Genomic DNA, 15,220 nt, shown 5'->3' with positions numbered 1-15,220 from the left:
CGTGGGCTCGGAGATGTGTAAAAGGGACAGGGATCGTGAGTACGTGCTCGACCACGGCCACGCCGATGCCTTTGAGACCACCTATGACGACGACTCCGGGCGCCTCGCCCTGTCGGTCAAGGACGACACCCGGATCCACGCCGACAGCACGGCATTTCGCTCGCCGGAGGACGTGACGTTCGCCTATGAGGACCCCCGCGGTCAGGTCGAGCTACCCGAGGCGACCGGCGCCTGGGGATTCCTCGGTGAGCATGGTGGCCGGGCCGCCTGGCTCGGCTCGCAGACCGGTAGCGACCAGGACTACCTGCCGTGGGCCGGCTGGAGCACCGAACGGCTGCTGCCCTCGCTGGCCGGCACCGGCATCACTCCGGCGTCCGGCAGCCCGGTGTCGCTCGTGGTGAAGGTCGACGGGCCGGGCGACGTGTTCACGTTCCAGAACGACTCGTTCGGCCAGCCGGTCAACCGGTACATCGACACGACGAAGTCCGACGGCGGGACCATCCCGATCGCGGCGAACGCACACGTGCACACCAACTGGGTCTTCACCGCCAAGGGGGACTATCACGTGAAGGTGACGCCGCGCCTGCGGACGTCCGACGGCCGCACGATCACCGGACCTGCCGCCGACTACCACTTCCGCGCGGGTGCAGAGCAGGCGGGCGGACCCAGTGGGAACGACCCGGGACCGACGCCGAGCGACGACCCGGGTACGGACCCGGGCAACGGCCCGGGCGATGCCCCCGGGACCGGCGGCAACACCCCGGACGGCGACCCGGACGACGGCAATCCGGGCGACCAGCCCGAGCAGTGCGTGCCGGAGCCGGTCACGCGCGAGGTCACCACGCCCGCCGTCGGCGGCATCTCCTCGGGTCACTTCGACTTCGGGTCGATGGTGCAGGACGGCGAGCTCGTCGCCCGCGTGAAGGACGACCGCGAGCAGCCGTCGTCCTGGGCCGATCCGGCGTCGCTCACCTTCCGGCTGGGCGAGGCGGCCGAGGACAAGGTGCCGGCGGGCAGCGAGTTCGGGTTCCTGGGCGCTGCCGGTTCGACGATCTGGTCGGTCGGGCAGGTCCAGGAGGACGGGGTCCCCTGGATCGGCTGGAACACCCAGCACCCCAGCCTCATCAAGGCCGCGGACGGCCCGGTGACCTTCACGCTCGACGGGGTCGACGGCCCCGGTGAGCTCGGCGTGTACGCCACCGGAACGTTCGGGGGAGTCGGTGCCAAGAACTTCGGCACCCTGCCCGGGTTCCCGAAGTCGATGACGGTTCAGCTCAACCAGCACGTGCACGCCAACTGGGCGTTCACGAAGCCCGGCGTCTACTCGGTGACGATGACGCAGTCGGTCCCGCTGAAGAGCGGCGGGACGGCGTCGGACGAGGCGACGCTGAAGTTTTCCGTGGGTGACACCACGGGGACCACGACGAAGACCACCTACGTGGGCCGGACGGCGTCCGGCGAGGAGTGCGACCTCAGCGCCGACCAGCGTGCCGCGCTGGCGAGCACGGGCGCGAGCGTGTTCCAGCCGCTGCTGCTGGCCGGCCTCCTCGTGCTGATGGGAGCGGCGCTCGTCGTCGTCGCGCGGCGTCGTCAGGCACGAGCATGACGGGGCAGGACGGGGCGCTGGTCCCGTGCGCATCGGTGGCCCGACCGTGACCTCGCGGTGGCGGCCCGCCGCGGTCGGCATGATCGCGGCGGGCGCGCTGATCCTGACCGGCTGCGTGAGCGACACCGATCCGGCGGACGACGACCGGCTCCGCGTGGTGACCACGACCGGCATCCTGGCCGACCTGGCGCGCAACGTGGCCGGCGACGGCGTGGAGGTCACCTCGATCGTGCCGCCCACGGGCGACCCGCACTCCTACGACCCCACCCTGCGGGACGTCCGCGACGTCGTCTACGCGGACGTCGCCTTCAGCAACTACCTGCTGCTGGAGGACCACGCGGTGGTCACGACGCTGGACGCCAACCTGCCCGACGAGGCCCCGAACATCTCGCTGGCGGAGTCGGCGACGAAGTACGCCGCCGAGGTGATACCGCTGGTCGAGAACGTCAACCTCGACACCATCTGGCTCGGGCTACGGGTCAGCGGAACGGGTGCGGAGGTCGGGACGACCCGGGCGTCGGAGGCGCGCTTGCGGGTGACCGGTGTGGACGGACCGGGGCGCCTGGCGGGATATCTGACCGAGACGTTCGGGCAGCCGCGGATCTACTTCGACTCGGGCGACGGCTTCGACGCCGCCGACGGGTACGCCCGGGACACCGCGACTCTCCCCACGGACGCACACACGCACATGAGCTGGGCATTCACCGAACCGGGTATCTACCGCATCGCCATGGAGTCCGACCTGGTGGTCGAGCCCGGCGGCGATCCGCGGCCGCTGGGGGAGGCGTCGATGACGTTCGCCGTCGGCGTCGACCCGTACTCAGTGCCCGGCATGGAGGGCGCGCGAGTGGTGGACGGCGGCCATGCCGACGTCACCGTGGACCTGGACGACGGCGCGATCGTGCTGCAGACCGACACCCCGGTGAGCGAGGCCGTGGACGGTGCTGGCGAAGGCCCGGGTGACCGGGGCGACGTCGAGCACCCGCACACCCAGGTGCTCGATCCGGCCGAGACCGTGGTCTCCGTGCCGAACAAGGCGCTCGCCTCCGTGCCCGCCCAGCCGGGGTTCGGGTTCCTGGGCAGGCCGGGGGACCAGGTCTACCTGCTGCCCCAGGCGGTGCTGGGCAAGCACGTGCACGGCGAGATCGACCCGCACCTGTGGCAGGACGTCCGCAACGCGCAGGCCTACGTGGAGGTCATCCGCGACACCCTGATCGCGGCCTCCCCGGACCGGGCGGCGGAGTTCCGGGCGAACGCCGAGGCGTACCTGGCTGAGCTGCGCGAGACGGACGCCTACGTCGAGAGCACCATCGCGCAGATCCCGCTCTCCCGTAGACACCTCGTGACCACGCACGACGCGTTCGCCTACCTCGGCGAGGCGTACGACGTCGACATCGCCGGCTTCGTGACGCCCAACCCGGCTTCCGAGCCCAGCGTGGCCGACCGGATCAAGCTCACCCGGACGGTCCAGTCCCTCGACGTGCCCGCGGTGTTCCTCGAACCCAACCTTGCGGCACGGTCCACCGTGCTCACCGAGGTGGCCCGCGAGAACGACCTGCAGGTCTGCCCGATCTACTCCGACGCGTTCGACGACCGCGTCACCACCTACGTCGACCTGATGCGCGCCAACGCGGACAGCCTCCGCCGGTGCCTGACATGACCGGCCACTGCGCGGACAAGCGCTGGCAGGCAGATGCGGATGCGCGCCATGAAGCAGAAGGAGTACCCATGACTTCCCGAACCAGGCGGACCCGTCTGGCGGCCGCATGCACTGCCGCGCTGGTCGCCGGCCTGGCGGTCAGCGCCGCACCGGCCGCCGTGGCCGACGCCCCGGACGACGCCGGGCTGGAGCAGACCGTCGAGGCCGACGAGGAGGTGGTGGCCGAGGACGAGGTGGTGACCGACGGGCACGTCGACGTCGGACCGCGGTTCCTCGACGACGAGTGGACGACGCTCGCGCGCGACGACCGTGAGGTCCCGTCCGTCTGGCGCGACCCCGAACGTACGGTGCTGCACCTGGGCGACGCGGCGGTACTGCCGGCGCCGGACGGCGCGAACTACGAGTTCCTCGGTGTCGAGCCCGGAACCCCGCTGCACGTGGTGCCGCAGACGCAGGCGCCCGACGTCGTCTGGCTGGGCTGGAACACGCAGGACCCGGAGGTCGTGGATGCGATCGACCTGGGCGCGTCGCTCCGGCTCGACGGCCTGGACGGCCCCGGCGAGGTGTTCGTGTTCCTCCAGGAGGGCGTGACCGGGCCGCCGAACGTGCTGTGGGACTCGGGCGGGCCCCTGCCCCAGGAGCTGTGGATGGAGGTCAATACCCACGTCCACGCCAACTGGGTGTTCACGGAGCCCGGCATCTACCGGCTGGACGTGACCATGCTCGCCGACCTGAAGGACGGGACCTCGGTCGAGGACGAGAGCACCCTCGTGTTCGCCGTCGGCGAGGACACCGATCCTTCCGAGGCGCTGGTGGCGGTGGCCGACGACACGGCGTCGGACGAGGAGACGGCTGAGGGCGATGCCTCGCCGGACACCTCGCCGTCGGAGGACGCGGCAGCGGAGGTGCCGGATGCGCCGGGGGCGGGCGCGGCGCCGTCGGACAGCAGTGGTCCTGGCGCGGTGGTCTGGGGAGCTGCGGCGGCCGGTCTCGTGCTGCTCCTGGTGCTGATCGCCCGCGTAGTGAGCGCGCGCCGGGCGCGTGCGGCGGCCGATCACGACGCCGGGGACGAGTCGTGACGGCGACCGTCGCGGGCGACACGCGCACATCGGCCGGCCCGGGACCTTCCGCCGTCCTGCAGGTGCGGGACCTTGCCGTCGTTCTCGGCGGCCGGCCCGTGCTGAACGACGTCCGGCTCGAAGTCGCCGAGGGCGAGCTGCTGGGCCTGGTCGGCCCGAACGGCGCGGGCAAGACGACGCTGCTGCGGGCCGTGCTGGGACTGGTGCCGTCATCCGGCCGGATCAGTATCGCGGGCCAGGACGTGCGCCGCGGACGACGGCGCACCAGGTCCGCATCCGTGACCCGCTCGATCGGGTACGTACCCCAGCGGCACGAGTTCGCCTGGGACTTCCCGGTCACCGTCGAGGAGGCAGTGCTGACCGGGCGGGTCACGCGCATCGGCTGGCTGCGCGGGGCCCGGACGGAGGACTACCGGGAGGTGCGGAGAGCGCTGGACCGCGTGGAGCTGACCCACCTGCGGCAGCGGCCCGTGGGTGAGCTCTCGGGCGGCCAGCGCCAGCGGGTGCTGGTGGCCCGAGCGCTGGCCCTCAACCCCCGGATCCTTCTGCTCGACGAGCCGTTCACCGGTCTGGACGTCCCCACCCAGGAACACCTGACCGAGCTGTTCCGGGAGCTGGCTGACGAGGAGAGAGCGGTCGTCATGACCAACCACGACCTGGTGGGCGCGGTGCACGCGTGCGACCGCCTCTGCCTCCTGAACCGGACGGTCGTCGCGTCCGGCACCCCGGCGGAGCTGGCCGGTCCGGAGCCGTGGATGAGGGCGTTCGGGGTCTCGGCGGGATCACCGCTGCTCACGGCGATCAGCCAGGTCGCCCAGGGCCGGCCGGCCGACGGGTCGGACGGGGGAGTGCGCTCATGATCTCGCCCGTCGACTTCGTCCAGGACCTGCTCAACCCGGATCTCGCGTTTCTGCCCAAGGCGCTGCTCATGGCCGTGCTCTCCAGCGTGGTCTGCGGCGTGGTCGGCACCCACGTGGTGCTGCGCGGCATGGCCTTCATCGGCGACGCCGTGGCGCACGCCGTGTTCCCCGGCCTCGCGGTGGCGTTCGTGCTGCAGGGCTCGCTCGTGCTCGGCGGCGCGATCGCGGGCATCACGACGGCGCTCCTGGTCGCGCTGTTCGCCCAGAACCGCCGGCTGCGGGAGGACTCCGTGATCGGCGTCTTCTTCGTCGCCGCGTTCGCGCTCGGGATCGTGATCATCTCGACCGCCCCCGGCTACGCCGGGTCCCTGCAGGACTTCCTGTTCGGGTCCATCGTCGGCATCCCTGACGAGAACGTGATGATCGCCGTCGTGGTCGGGCTGGTCCTGATGACCGTGCTGTTCGCGTTCCACAAGGAGCTGGTCGCCGTCAGCCTGGACCGGGAGTCGGCACGTGCGCTCGGGCTGCCCGTCATGCGACTCGACCTGCTGCTCTATGTGGTGGTCGCTGCGGCGATCGTGATCTCGGTGCAGACGATCGGCAACGTGCTCGTCCTGGCGCTGCTGGTCACGCCCGCCGCGGCAGCCCGGCTCCTGACCGACCGGCTCGGCCCGATGATGCTGCTCGGCCCGGTCATCGGCGGCGGCTCGGCCCTGGTCGGCCTGTACCTGTCGTGGAGCCTGGACCTGCCGGTCGGCGGCACCATCGTGCTCGTCGCCACGGCCGTGTTCCTGCTGGCCTGGCTGCTCGCGCCCCGGCACGGGGTACTCACTCGGGCCGCTGTGCGGCATCGGCAGCAGGTTGAGGTCGCCCGGCCGCGGCCGCGGTGAAGCGCTCCGCCAGGCGCTCCAGGCAGGCTCGGAGCTCCGGCGGGCTCTCTACCGTGAAGTCGAGGTCGAGGCGCGTGATGTAGGCGGCGAGGTCGATCAGCGAGTCGCTGCCGGTCTCCCACAGGCAGCCGCCGTCGTCCGACGGACTCAGCAGCCCGCTGCCCGCGGGGAGCAGGCTCGAGGCGGCCTCCACGCTTGCCGCCAGGCGGATCCGTGCCTGGTACCGCCACGCGCGCGAGCCGATGCCGCCGAGGACGTGTGTCAGCGCGTCCTCCGGCGGCTCCTTCGGCTCGAACCGGGGGTCGTTCGGCACCACGGGCCTGATCCGGTCGGCCCGGAAGGTGCGCCAGTCCTGACGGTCGGTGTCCCAGGCCAGCAGGTACCAGCGCCGTCCGGTGTGGACCAGGCGGTGCGGCTCGGCCCGCCGCCTGGTCGCCTCGCCCTCGCGGTCGAGGTAGTCGAAGCGCAGCTGCTCGTGGCGGTGGGCCGCATCCGCGATCGTGGTCAGCGTCGCGCGTCCACGGTCGGGCCGCCGGCCGCGGCCGTGACGGTCGCCGAACGCAGCACGTCGACGCGGTGCCGCAGCCGCGAGGGCAGCGTCTGCTCCAGCTTCAGCAGAGCGCGCAGCGACGTCTCCTCGATGCCCGAGACCGAGCCGGACGCCGCCGCGACCAGGCCGAGGGCCACGGCGACCGCCTGGTGAGGCGTGTGCCGACCCGGCCACTCGCGCTGCTCCCACGCGCCGCGGTTCGGTGACCCGATCGTGACCACTACGGTATTGACCGCGCGGGCACACCCGGGCACGGTTCTCTCTGCACACCCGTTCGGACCTCGCACGCCGCGCAACGGAAGGGGTGTTCTGCACGTCATTGCAAGCACCCTGCTCGAAGGAGATCACCAGTGCGTCGCATGTTCCCGCTCACTGTTGCGACCATGGCTGCGGCTGTGGCCCTGGCCGCGTGCAGTACCCCGACCAGCGCAGCCCCGGAGGGATCTGCCTCCGCTGATGGTGAGCTCACCGCCATCACCGTGGGTGTCATCCCGATCGTGGACGTCGCTCCGATCTACCTGGGCGTTGAGACGGGAATCTTCGAGGACCACGGGCTGGACGTCACGCTCGAGCCCGCGGAGGGCGGGGCGGCGATCGTGCCGGCGGTGGTCGACGGCGAGTACCAGTTCGGGTTCAGCAACGTGACATCCCTCCTGGTCGCGTCGTCCGACGGGGCGCCGGTCAAGGTGGTCGCGCCGGGCGACTTCACCACGGGCCAGCCGGGTAGGGACTTCAGCGCCGTGGTCACCTCCGCCGGCTCCGGCATCAATGGCTCGGCTGACCTCGCCGGCCGGACCGTTGCCGTCAACTCGCTCAAGAACATCGGCGACACAACGGTCCGCAGCGTGGTCGACGCCGCCGGTGGTGACCCGCAGGCCGTGGAGTTCGTCGAGATGAGCTTTCTCGACATGCCGGCCGCCGTCGTCAGCGGTCAGGTCGACGCCGCGTGGGTCGTCGAGCCGCACCTGACCCACGCGGTGGAGCAGGGAGCGACGATCATCAGTTCCAACTTCGTCGAGACCAACGCTGACCTGCTGATCGCGGCCTACTTCACCTCGGACCAGATGATCGCTCAGGACCCGGAGACCGTGGAGGCCTTCACCGCGGCGATCAAGGAGTCCCTCACGTACGCCACCGAGCACCCGGACGAGACGCGTGCGGTTCTCGACACCTACACCGAGATCGACCCGGTCGTGCGGTCGGTCCTGATCATGCCCCGGTTCGCTCCCGACCTCGACACGCCATACCTCCAGGTGGTGGCCGATCTCGGCCTCAAGTACGGCATGTTCGACAAGCCCGTGGACGTGACCCGGCTCCTGCCGTAGACGGCGGGATCGGCGACGGGCGGTCGGTGCGCAGCGCACCGACCGCCCGTTTCGCGTGCAATGGACGTATTGACCAGATCGTGATCCGACAGGGTGTTGACCTCGACGGCGGACGCTGGCAGTGTTCTCTGTGAGCACACTGGTTCGGATGCCGCACAACTGCACCTTCTCTCTGGTGCGCCGAACCTCATCGCAAGCAGCATGTTCGAAGGAGAACCCCCAGTGCGACGCACGTTCCCACTCGCGGTGGCCGGTACGGCCGCGGCCCTGGTCCTGGCCGCCTGCGGCGGCCCTTCCGACACCGGGCAGGAGGCGAGCACGCCGGACGACGGGGCGCTCACCCCCGTCACGGTCGGCGTCATCCCGATCGTCGACGTCGCACCGATCTACCTCGGTGTCCAGGAGGGCTTCTTCGAGGACGAAGGCCTCGACGTCACGCTGGAGCTGGCCCAGGGCGGGGCCGCGATCGTTCCGGCCGTCGTCAGCGGCGAGTACCAGTTCGGCTTCAGCAACGTCACGTCCCTGCTGGTCGCGTCCTCGCAGGGCCTGCCGCTCAAGGCGGTCTCGGCCGGCAACTTCACCACGGGCACGCCCGGCGAGGACTTCGGCGCCGTTGTCGCCCCGGAAGGATCCGACATCGAGGACGCGGCCGACCTGGTCGGCAAGACCGTCGCGGTGAACACCCTCAACAACATCGGCGACACCACGATCCGGAAGGTCGTCGACGACGCCGGCGGCGACCCGGCAGCGGTGGAGTTCGTCGAGATGGGCTTCCCCGACATGCCTGCCGCGGTCGCCGGCGAGCAGGTCGACGCCGCGTGGATCGTGGAACCGTTCGTGACCACGGCGCTGCAGCAGGGCGCGAAGGTCGTGGCGTCGAACTTCGCCGAGACCGACCCGGAGCTGATGGTCGCGGCGTACTTCACGTCCGAGCAGCAGATCGCGGAGGACCCGGAGACCGTCGAGGCGTTCACGGCGGCCATGGAGGAGTCCCTGACCTACGCCGAGGAGCACCCGGACGAGACCCGCGCGGTCCTGGACACGTACACCGAGATCGACCCGGCGGTGAAGGAAGCGATGGTCATGCCCCGCTTCGCGCCGGGCCTGGAGGCGTCGTCGTTCGAGGTGCTCGCCGACCTCGGCCTGGAGTACGGCATGTTCGACGAGCCCGTCGACGTGAGCAAGCTCCTGCCGTGAACTCCGCGGTGAACCGGATCTCCGGTGGTCGCACCCCCGTCTGGGCCCTGGGCCTGGCGGGGGTCGCGACCCTGCTCCTGGTGGTCGAGATCATGCCGCGGCTGGGCCTGGTGGACGCTCGGTTCCTGCCGCCCACGTCGCAGATCCTCGTCGCGCTCGCCGACCGGCTCGGCATGCCTGAGTTCTGGACGGCGCTGGGCCAGACGCTGACGACGTGGGTCACGGGGCTGGCGATCTCGCTGGTCGCCGGTGTGGTGCTGGGCGTGGTCATCGGGTCGGTGCCTGCGCTGCGCGCCGTGACGGCGTCGACCATCGAGTTCCTCCGGCCGGTGCCGTCGGTCGCGCTGATCCCGGTGGCGATCCTGCTGTACGGCACGGGGATGGCCTCGACGCTGCTCCTGGTCGTGTACGCGAGCTTCTGGCAGGTCCTGGTGCAGGTGCTCTCGGGTGTGCAGGACGTCGACCCCGTCGCCTCCGACACCGCCCGGTCGTACCGGTTCTCGCCGCTGACCCGGGTCCGCACCGTCATCTGGCCCACGACCCTGCCGTACGCCATGACCGGCCTGCGCCTGGCCGCGAGCGTCGCCCTCATCCTCACGGTGACCGGTGAGCTGCTCATCGGGACACCGGGAATCGGCAAGCTGCTCGGCATCGCGCAGTCCTCTGGCGCGGTCGCCTCGATGTACGCCTACGTCGTCGTCGCAGGCCTGCTCGGCGTCGCGGTCAACGTGCTGGCGCGTGTCCTGGAGAGCCGGGTCCTGTTCTGGCACCCGTCGGTCCGCGGGGAGGTGGCGGCGTGAGCGGCATGGTCAAGGCACTGCGATCGGTGCTCCAGCCCGTGCTCCTGGCCGTGGGGCTGCCCGTCGTGATCCTCGCGGTGTGGTGGGTCCTGACCGCGGGCAGCACCTCGTACTTCAACCCCCCGCTGCGCACGATCGTGGGAGTGTTCGGGGACACGTGGTTCTCCTCGCCGTTCGGGGAGAGCCGGATCGCGGTGGACGTCGTGCCGAGCGTGCTGCGCCTGCTCAGCGGCTACGCCGTCGCGCTGGTCGTGGGTGTCACGCTCGGCGTGGCCATCGGGTCCTCGCGAGTCCTGCGCGCCTACGCGGAGCCGGTGCTCGAGTTCTTCCGCGCGATCCCGCCGCCCGTGATGGTGCCGATCCTGATGCTGTTCCTCGGGATCGGGGACACGATGAAGATCGTCGTGATCGCCACGGGATGTCTGTGGCCGATCCTGCTCAACACGGTCGAGGGTGTGCGCGGTCTCGACCCTGTGCTGCGCGACACGGCCCGCGCCTACCGGCTGGGCCGGGTGGCGACGGTGCGGCACCTCGTGCTGCGTGGCGCGAGCCCGCAGATCGTGACCGGCGCACGACAGGCCCTCTCGATCGGGATCATCCTGATGGTGATCAGCGAGATGTTCGCGGCCAAGGACGGCCTGGGCTTCTCGATAGTGCAGTTCCAGCGCAGCTTCGCCATCCCGGAGATGTGGAGCGGGGTCATCCTGCTCGGCGTCGTGGGCGTGCTGCTGTCCCTCGTCTTTCGGGCCGTGACGAACGCGGTCCTCGGCTGGTACCTCGGGTACCGGCAGTCCCAGCACGGAGGTGCCTGACATGTCCAGCCCGACCAGCCCGGTGAGCACGACGGCCGATGACGTCGCGGACCGCACCGGCGGCGCGCGGCTCGCCGTGCGCAGCCTCCGCAAGGTCTACTCCGGTCGCGGTGAGCCCGTCGAGGCCATCGCCGACCTCACCTTCGAGATCCGGCCCGGTGAGCTCGTCTGCGTCGTCGGCCCCTCGGGCGCGGGCAAGACGACTCTGCTGCGCTGCATGGCGGGCCTCATGCCCGCCACATCCGGCGAGCTCGTGCTCGGCGAGTCCGCGATCACGGGCCCTCCGCAGGGCATGGCCGTGGTGCTCCAGGAGTACGGCCGCTCGCTGTTCCCCTGGATGACGGTCGCCCAGAACGTCGAGCTGCCGCTCAAGGAGAAGGGTGTCGGGAGGTCGCGCCGGACCGAGCTCGTGCGCGAGACGCTCGCGGCGGTGGGCCTGGGCGACGTCGCCGGGTCCTACCCGTGGCAGCTCTCCGGGGGTATGCAGCAACGAGTGGCGATCGCGCGGGCCGTCGCGTACGAGCCGCAGGTGCTGCTCATGGACGAGCCGTTCGCGGCGGTCGACGCGCAGACGCGCTTCGAGCTCGAGGACCTGGTGCGCACGCTGTGGAAGCGGCTGGGGATCACCGTGGTGTTCGTGACGCACGATATCGACGAGGCGATCTACCTCGGCGAGCGGGTGCTGGTCCTGTCGGCCAGGCCTACGGTCGTGCTGGAGGACGTGGCGGTGGGTCTCGGCGCCGAGCGTGACCAGCTCGAGACGCGTGGCGACGCGGAGTTCGCGCGCCTGCGCACGCACGTGTACGAGCTGGTGCAGCAGGCGAAGAAGGGCGTACGCAGCCTGGCCGAAGCGCACCTCACCCACCCGGCGGCAGTCGGCGTCGAGCCCGGTGGCGCGTCGGGGCCTCCGCGCGTTCGATGAGCCGAGCCGGCTTGAGCCGATCCGAGGAGGGGCCTGATGACCGACGAGACGAACGCTGACGACGACGTGGCAGCACGTGCGCCCGAGTTCGTGCAGTCGCTGGAGCGCGGGCTGGCGGTGATCCGTGCGTTCGACAGCGAACGGCCGTCGCTCACCCTGAGCGATGTGGCCCGGGAGGCGTCGCTCAGCCGTGCCTCGGCGCGCCGGTTCCTGCACACGCTGGTCGAGCTCGGGTACGTCGCGACCGACGGGCGTGAGTTCTCGCTCCGGCCGGCGGTCCTCGACCTCGGGTACGCCTACCTCTCGAGCCTCACGCTGCCCGAGATCGCGACGGTGCACCTGCAAGAGCTCTCCGAGCAGGTGGGGGAGTCGTCGTCGGTGGCGGTGCTCGACGGCGCGGACATCGTCTACGTGGCCCGTGTGGCGACGCACCGGATCATGAGTGCCGCGATCCGCGTGGGTACGCGGTTCCCGGCGTACGCGACGTCGATGGGTCGGGCGGTCCTCGCTCACGCCGAGCCGGCAGTGCTGAACGCCTACCTCGCCTCGACCGAGCTCGCGCCGTTGACGTCGCGGACGATCACGAAGCAGCGGGACCTGCGCGCGGAGCTGGTCCGGGTCCGCGAGCAGGGCTGGGCACTGGTGGACCAGGAGCTGGAGGAGGGGCTGCGCTCGGTCGCGGCGCCGCTGCGGGACGGTACGGGGCGCGTAGTGGCGGCGGTGAACGTCTCGGCGCCGGTCCGCCGTGGCGAGATCGCCGAGATTTTGGAGCACCTCCTGCCTCCGCTGCTGAAGGCGGCAGCGGCGATCGAGGCCGATCTGGCGCGGATGCGGTAGGCGGCCGGGCGGCGGCACCGGGGCGGTGGCGAGGCCAGCCGTGAGGGTAACGACAACATGTAGGGGAGTGACGTGATGCAAGAGGCTTATGTCTTCGACGCAGTCCGGACGCCGTTCGGGCGGTACGGAGGTGCGCTCGCGCACATCCGGCCGGACGACCTGGCCGCGTTCGTGGTCGGCGAACAGGTGCGGCGCGCGCCGGGGCTGGATCCCGCCGTCGTCGACGACGTGATCCTCGGCAACGCCAACGGTGCGGGGGAGGACAACCGGGACGTGGCGCGCATGGCCGTGCTGCTCGCGGGTCTGCCGGTCACGGTGCCGGGTGTCACGGTGAACCGGTTGTGCGGGTCGTCGCTGGAGGCTGCGGTGCAGGCGGCCCGCGCGGTCGAGACGGGCGACGCCGACGTCGTCGTCGCGGGCGGCGTCGAGTCGATGAGCCGCGCGCCGTGGGTGCTGCCCAAGACCGAGCGGCCGTTCCCGGCGGGCGATCTGAACCTGTCCTCGACCACGCTCGGCTGGCGGATGGTCAACCCGCGGATGCGAACTGAGTGGACGGTCTCGCTCGGGGAGGCGACCGAGCGGCTGCGCGAGAAGTACGGCATCACCCGCGAGCGGCAGGACGAGTACGCGCTGCGCAGCCACACACTGGCCCACGCCGCCTGGGAGGCCGGGCACTACGACGACCTCGTGACGCCGTACCCGGACACGGCGTCCGGTAAGGCAGCCGGCGAGAAGCTGCTCCGGGACGAGCCGATCCGTCCCGGCACCTCGCTGGAGCGGCTGGCGGCCCTGACGCCGTCGTTCCGGCCCGCGAGCGACGGCCCCGAGGGCACCGTCACCGCGGGCAGCTCCTCACCGCTGACGGACGGCGCCTCGGCGGCGCTGATCGGGTCCGAGCGGGCGGCCGCGCTGACCGGCCTCGAACCGCTGGCCCGCCTCGCCGGCCGGGCGGCGGTCGGCAACGAACCGCAGTACTTCGGGTACGCGCCGGTCGAGGCCGCCGAGCGTGCCCTGGATCGCTCGGGGATCACCTGGGACGACGTCGCCGCCGTCGAGATCAACGAGGCGTTCGCCGCGCAGACCCTCGCCTGCACCGACGCCTGGGGTGTCGACATGGAGCTCGTCAACGCGTGGGGTGGCGCGATCGCAGTCGGGCACCCGCTGGGGGCGTCGGGGACGCGGGTGCTGGGCACGCTCGCCCGGCGCCTCGTGGCCGACGGCGCCCGCTGGGGCGTCGCGGCGATCTGCATCGGCGTCGGGCAGGGCATGGCCGTGGTGCTGGAGAACGTGACCAACGGGAGGCCTGAATGAGCGCGGCGCGGTTCGCGCCGAGCGCGCTCGACGCGCTCGGGGACGTCGCCGACGGCGCGACGGTGATGATCGGCGGGTTCGGGCCGGCGGGGCAGCCGACCGACCTCGTGGAGGCCCTGTTGGAGCAGGGCGCCTCGGACCTGGTGGTCGTGAGCAACAACGCCGGCAACGGGGACGACCCGCTCGCCCGGCTGATCCAGCGGGGACGCGTGGCCAAGATGGTGTGCTCCTTCCCGCGCCAGGTGGATTCCTGGCACTTCGACTCCGCCTACCGGTCCGGAGCCGTGGAGCTGGAGCTGGTGCCCCAGGGCAACCTGGCCGAGCGGATCCGGGCGGCCGGCGCCGGGATCGGCGCGTTCTACACGCCGACCGGCTTCGGCACGCCGCTGGCCGAGGGCAAGGAGCACCGGCGGATCGACGGGGTCGACCATGTGCTGGAGTACCCGATCCACGCCGACGTCGCCCTGGTGCGGGCCGACCGGGCAGACGGCGTCGGCAACCTCGTGTACCGCAAGACGGCGCGCAACTTCGGCCCGATCATGACGGCCGCCGCGCGGCGTGCCGTGGTGCAGGTGCGGGAGGTCGTCCCGACCGGGACCCTCGACCCGGAGGCCGTGGTCACACCGGGCATCTACGTGGACGCCGTCGTCGAGATCGCGGGAAACGCGACGATCGCGATGAAGGAGTCGGCATGACCACCACCGAGACCGCAGCACGCCGGGCGCCGCTGACCAAGGCCCAGATCGCCGCCCGGGTCGCGGACGAGATCCCGGACGGCTCGTACGTCAACCTCGGCATCGGGCTGCCCACGCTCGTCGCGGACCACCTGGCCACCGGCCGCGGGATCACCCTGCACACCGAGAACGGGATGCTGGGCATGGGCCCGTCCCCGGAGCCGGACGACGTGGACCCCGACCTGGTCAACGCGGGCAAGATCCCGGTGACCGAGCTGCCCGGCGCGTCGTACTTCCATCAGGCCGACTCGTTCGCCATGATGCGCGGCGGCCACATCGACGTCTGCGTGCTGGGCGCGTTCCAGGTCTCGGCCACCGGCGACCTGGCGAACTGGTCCACGGGAGCCCCCGACGCCGTTCCCGCCGTCGGCGGGGCGATGGACCTGGCCATCGGTGCCCGGCGCACCGTGGTGATGATGAACCTGCTGACCAAGGACGGCCGGCCCAAGCTCGTGGAGCGCTGCACGCTGCCGCTGACCGGCGTCGGCTGCGTGTCCCGGATCTACACCGAGCTCGCGATCATCGACGTGGGACCCGACGGCGCGCACGTCGTCGAGCTGTTCGGCACGACCCACGCTGAGCTCGAGAAGATGCTCGGCCTGACACTCGGCCCGACGCTCGGGAGGACTCGTTGACC

General features: G+C 71.4%; 16 protein-coding genes and 1 pseudogene. 14 read left to right on the top strand and 3 right to left on the bottom strand.

The window, feature by feature from the left end; translation table 11 throughout:
- The 5 genes from EW117_RS26470 to EW117_RS26450 form a co-directional block, all read left to right on the top strand.
- Positions 1-1,606, top strand: a 1,606-nt coding sequence (locus tag EW117_RS26470; protein WP_129789709.1) for a TIGR03773 family transporter-associated surface protein, incomplete at its 5' end; no start/stop codon positions are given.
- 46 nt (positions 1,607-1,652) lie between these two features.
- Positions 1,653-3,266 (top strand): anchored repeat ABC transporter, substrate-binding protein, encoded by a 1,614-nt coding sequence (locus tag EW117_RS26465; protein WP_242504585.1) that lies wholly within the window; start codon positions 1,653-1,655, stop codon positions 3,264-3,266.
- A 68-nt stretch (positions 3,267-3,334) separates the two neighbouring features.
- A complete protein-coding gene (locus EW117_RS26460) occupies positions 3,335-4,345 on the top strand; it encodes a choice-of-anchor M domain-containing protein (protein WP_129789708.1) in 1,011 nt (336 codons plus the stop codon).
- Complete coding sequence (locus EW117_RS26455) at positions 4,342-5,205, top strand: anchored repeat-type ABC transporter ATP-binding subunit (protein WP_242504584.1); 864 nt, start codon at positions 4,342-4,344, stop codon at positions 5,203-5,205. Before EW117_RS26460 ends, EW117_RS26455 begins: the two co-directional genes overlap by 4 nt.
- A complete protein-coding gene (locus EW117_RS26450) occupies positions 5,202-6,095 on the top strand; it encodes an anchored repeat-type ABC transporter permease subunit (RefSeq protein WP_207212072.1) in 894 nt (297 codons plus the stop codon). Before EW117_RS26455 ends, EW117_RS26450 begins: the two co-directional genes overlap by 4 nt.
- Here the strand turns inward: EW117_RS26450 and EW117_RS26445 are convergent.
- The 3 genes and pseudogenes from EW117_RS26445 to EW117_RS30385 form a co-directional block, all read right to left on the bottom strand.
- Positions 6,034-6,411 (bottom strand): WYL domain-containing protein, encoded by a 378-nt coding sequence (locus tag EW117_RS26445; protein ID WP_479725118.1) that lies wholly within the window; start codon positions 6,409-6,411, stop codon positions 6,034-6,036. The two genes, EW117_RS26450 and EW117_RS26445, sit on opposite strands and share 62 nt — an antisense overlap.
- A gap of 57 nt (positions 6,412-6,468) precedes the next feature.
- Positions 6,469-6,564, bottom strand: a pseudogene (locus EW117_RS30890) (WYL domain-containing protein); the annotation flags it as partial.
- Between the two features lie 35 nt (positions 6,565-6,599).
- Positions 6,600-6,866, bottom strand: a complete 267-nt coding sequence (locus tag EW117_RS30385) for a hypothetical protein (protein WP_242504589.1) — start codon at positions 6,864-6,866, stop codon at positions 6,600-6,602.
- Positions 6,867-7,028: 162 nt separating this feature from the next.
- Between EW117_RS30385 and EW117_RS26440 the strand changes: the two genes are divergently transcribed.
- The 9 genes from EW117_RS26440 (at position 7,029) to EW117_RS26400 (ending at position 15,218) form a co-directional block, all read left to right on the top strand.
- Positions 7,029-7,970 (top strand): ABC transporter substrate-binding protein, encoded by a 942-nt coding sequence (locus EW117_RS26440; RefSeq protein WP_207212070.1) that lies wholly within the window; start codon positions 7,029-7,031, stop codon positions 7,968-7,970.
- A gap of 222 nt (positions 7,971-8,192) precedes the next feature.
- Complete coding sequence (locus tag EW117_RS26435) at positions 8,193-9,167, top strand: ABC transporter substrate-binding protein (RefSeq protein ID WP_242504583.1); 975 nt, start codon at positions 8,193-8,195, stop codon at positions 9,165-9,167.
- On the top strand, positions 9,164-9,967 hold the full coding sequence (locus EW117_RS26430) for an ABC transporter permease (protein ID WP_242504582.1): 804 nt from the start codon (positions 9,164-9,166) through the stop codon (positions 9,965-9,967). The genes EW117_RS26435 and EW117_RS26430 overlap by 4 nt, the downstream gene beginning before the upstream one ends.
- Positions 9,968-9,972: 5 nt before the next feature.
- Positions 9,973-10,779 carry an ABC transporter permease gene (locus EW117_RS26425; protein WP_129789717.1) on the top strand — a complete coding sequence of 269 codons (807 nt, stop codon included), beginning with the start codon at positions 9,973-9,975 and terminating at the stop codon, positions 10,777-10,779.
- 1 nt (position 10,780) lies between these two features.
- Entirely contained in the window at positions 10,781-11,701 is a 921-nt protein-coding gene (locus tag EW117_RS26420) for an ABC transporter ATP-binding protein (protein ID WP_129789706.1), read from the top strand.
- Between the two features lie 36 nt (positions 11,702-11,737).
- A complete protein-coding gene (locus EW117_RS26415) occupies positions 11,738-12,538 on the top strand; it encodes an IclR family transcriptional regulator domain-containing protein (protein ID WP_129789705.1) in 801 nt (266 codons plus the stop codon).
- Between the two features lie 75 nt (positions 12,539-12,613).
- Positions 12,614-13,849 (top strand): thiolase family protein, encoded by a 1,236-nt coding sequence (locus tag EW117_RS26410; protein ID WP_129789704.1) that lies wholly within the window; start codon positions 12,614-12,616, stop codon positions 13,847-13,849.
- A complete protein-coding gene (locus EW117_RS26405) occupies positions 13,846-14,544 on the top strand; it encodes a 3-oxoacid CoA-transferase subunit A (RefSeq protein ID WP_129789703.1) in 699 nt (232 codons plus the stop codon). Before EW117_RS26410 ends, EW117_RS26405 begins: the two co-directional genes overlap by 4 nt.
- Positions 14,541-15,218, top strand: a complete 678-nt coding sequence (locus EW117_RS26400; RefSeq protein WP_129789702.1) for a 3-oxoacid CoA-transferase subunit B — start codon at positions 14,541-14,543, stop codon at positions 15,216-15,218. The genes EW117_RS26405 and EW117_RS26400 overlap by 4 nt, the downstream gene beginning before the upstream one ends.
- Positions 15,219-15,220: the final 2 nt, after the last annotated feature.

Source organism: Promicromonospora panici (genome assembly GCF_900608595.1).
GTDB classification, from domain to species: domain Bacteria; phylum Actinomycetota; class Actinomycetes; order Actinomycetales; family Cellulomonadaceae; genus Promicromonospora; species Promicromonospora panici.
Note: the sequence above shows the minus strand (reverse complement) of the source record. Positions and strands in the feature narration are given on the sequence as shown.

Bases quoted from the DNA above. Each gene is read 5' to 3' on its own strand.
- EW117_RS26460 (WP_129789708.1), top strand. From the start codon at position 3,335: ATGACTTCCCGAACCAGGCGGACCCGTCTGGCGGCCGCATGCACTGCC.
- EW117_RS26450 (WP_207212072.1), top strand. From the start codon at position 5,202: ATGATCTCGCCCGTCGACTTCGTCCAGGACCTGCTCAACCCGGATCTC.
- EW117_RS26440 (WP_207212070.1), top strand. From the start codon at position 7,029: ATGGCTGCGGCTGTGGCCCTGGCCGCGTGCAGTACCCCGACCAGCGCA.
- EW117_RS26425 (WP_129789717.1), top strand. From the start codon at position 9,973: ATGGTCAAGGCACTGCGATCGGTGCTCCAGCCCGTGCTCCTGGCCGTG.
- EW117_RS26420 (WP_129789706.1), top strand. From the start codon at position 10,781: ATGTCCAGCCCGACCAGCCCGGTGAGCACGACGGCCGATGACGTCGCG.
- EW117_RS26415 (WP_129789705.1), top strand. From the start codon at position 11,738: ATGACCGACGAGACGAACGCTGACGACGACGTGGCAGCACGTGCGCCC.
- EW117_RS26410 (WP_129789704.1), top strand. From the start codon at position 12,614: ATGCAAGAGGCTTATGTCTTCGACGCAGTCCGGACGCCGTTCGGGCGG.
- EW117_RS26405 (WP_129789703.1), top strand. From the start codon at position 13,846: ATGAGCGCGGCGCGGTTCGCGCCGAGCGCGCTCGACGCGCTCGGGGAC.
- EW117_RS26400 (WP_129789702.1), top strand. From the start codon at position 14,541: ATGACCACCACCGAGACCGCAGCACGCCGGGCGCCGCTGACCAAGGCC.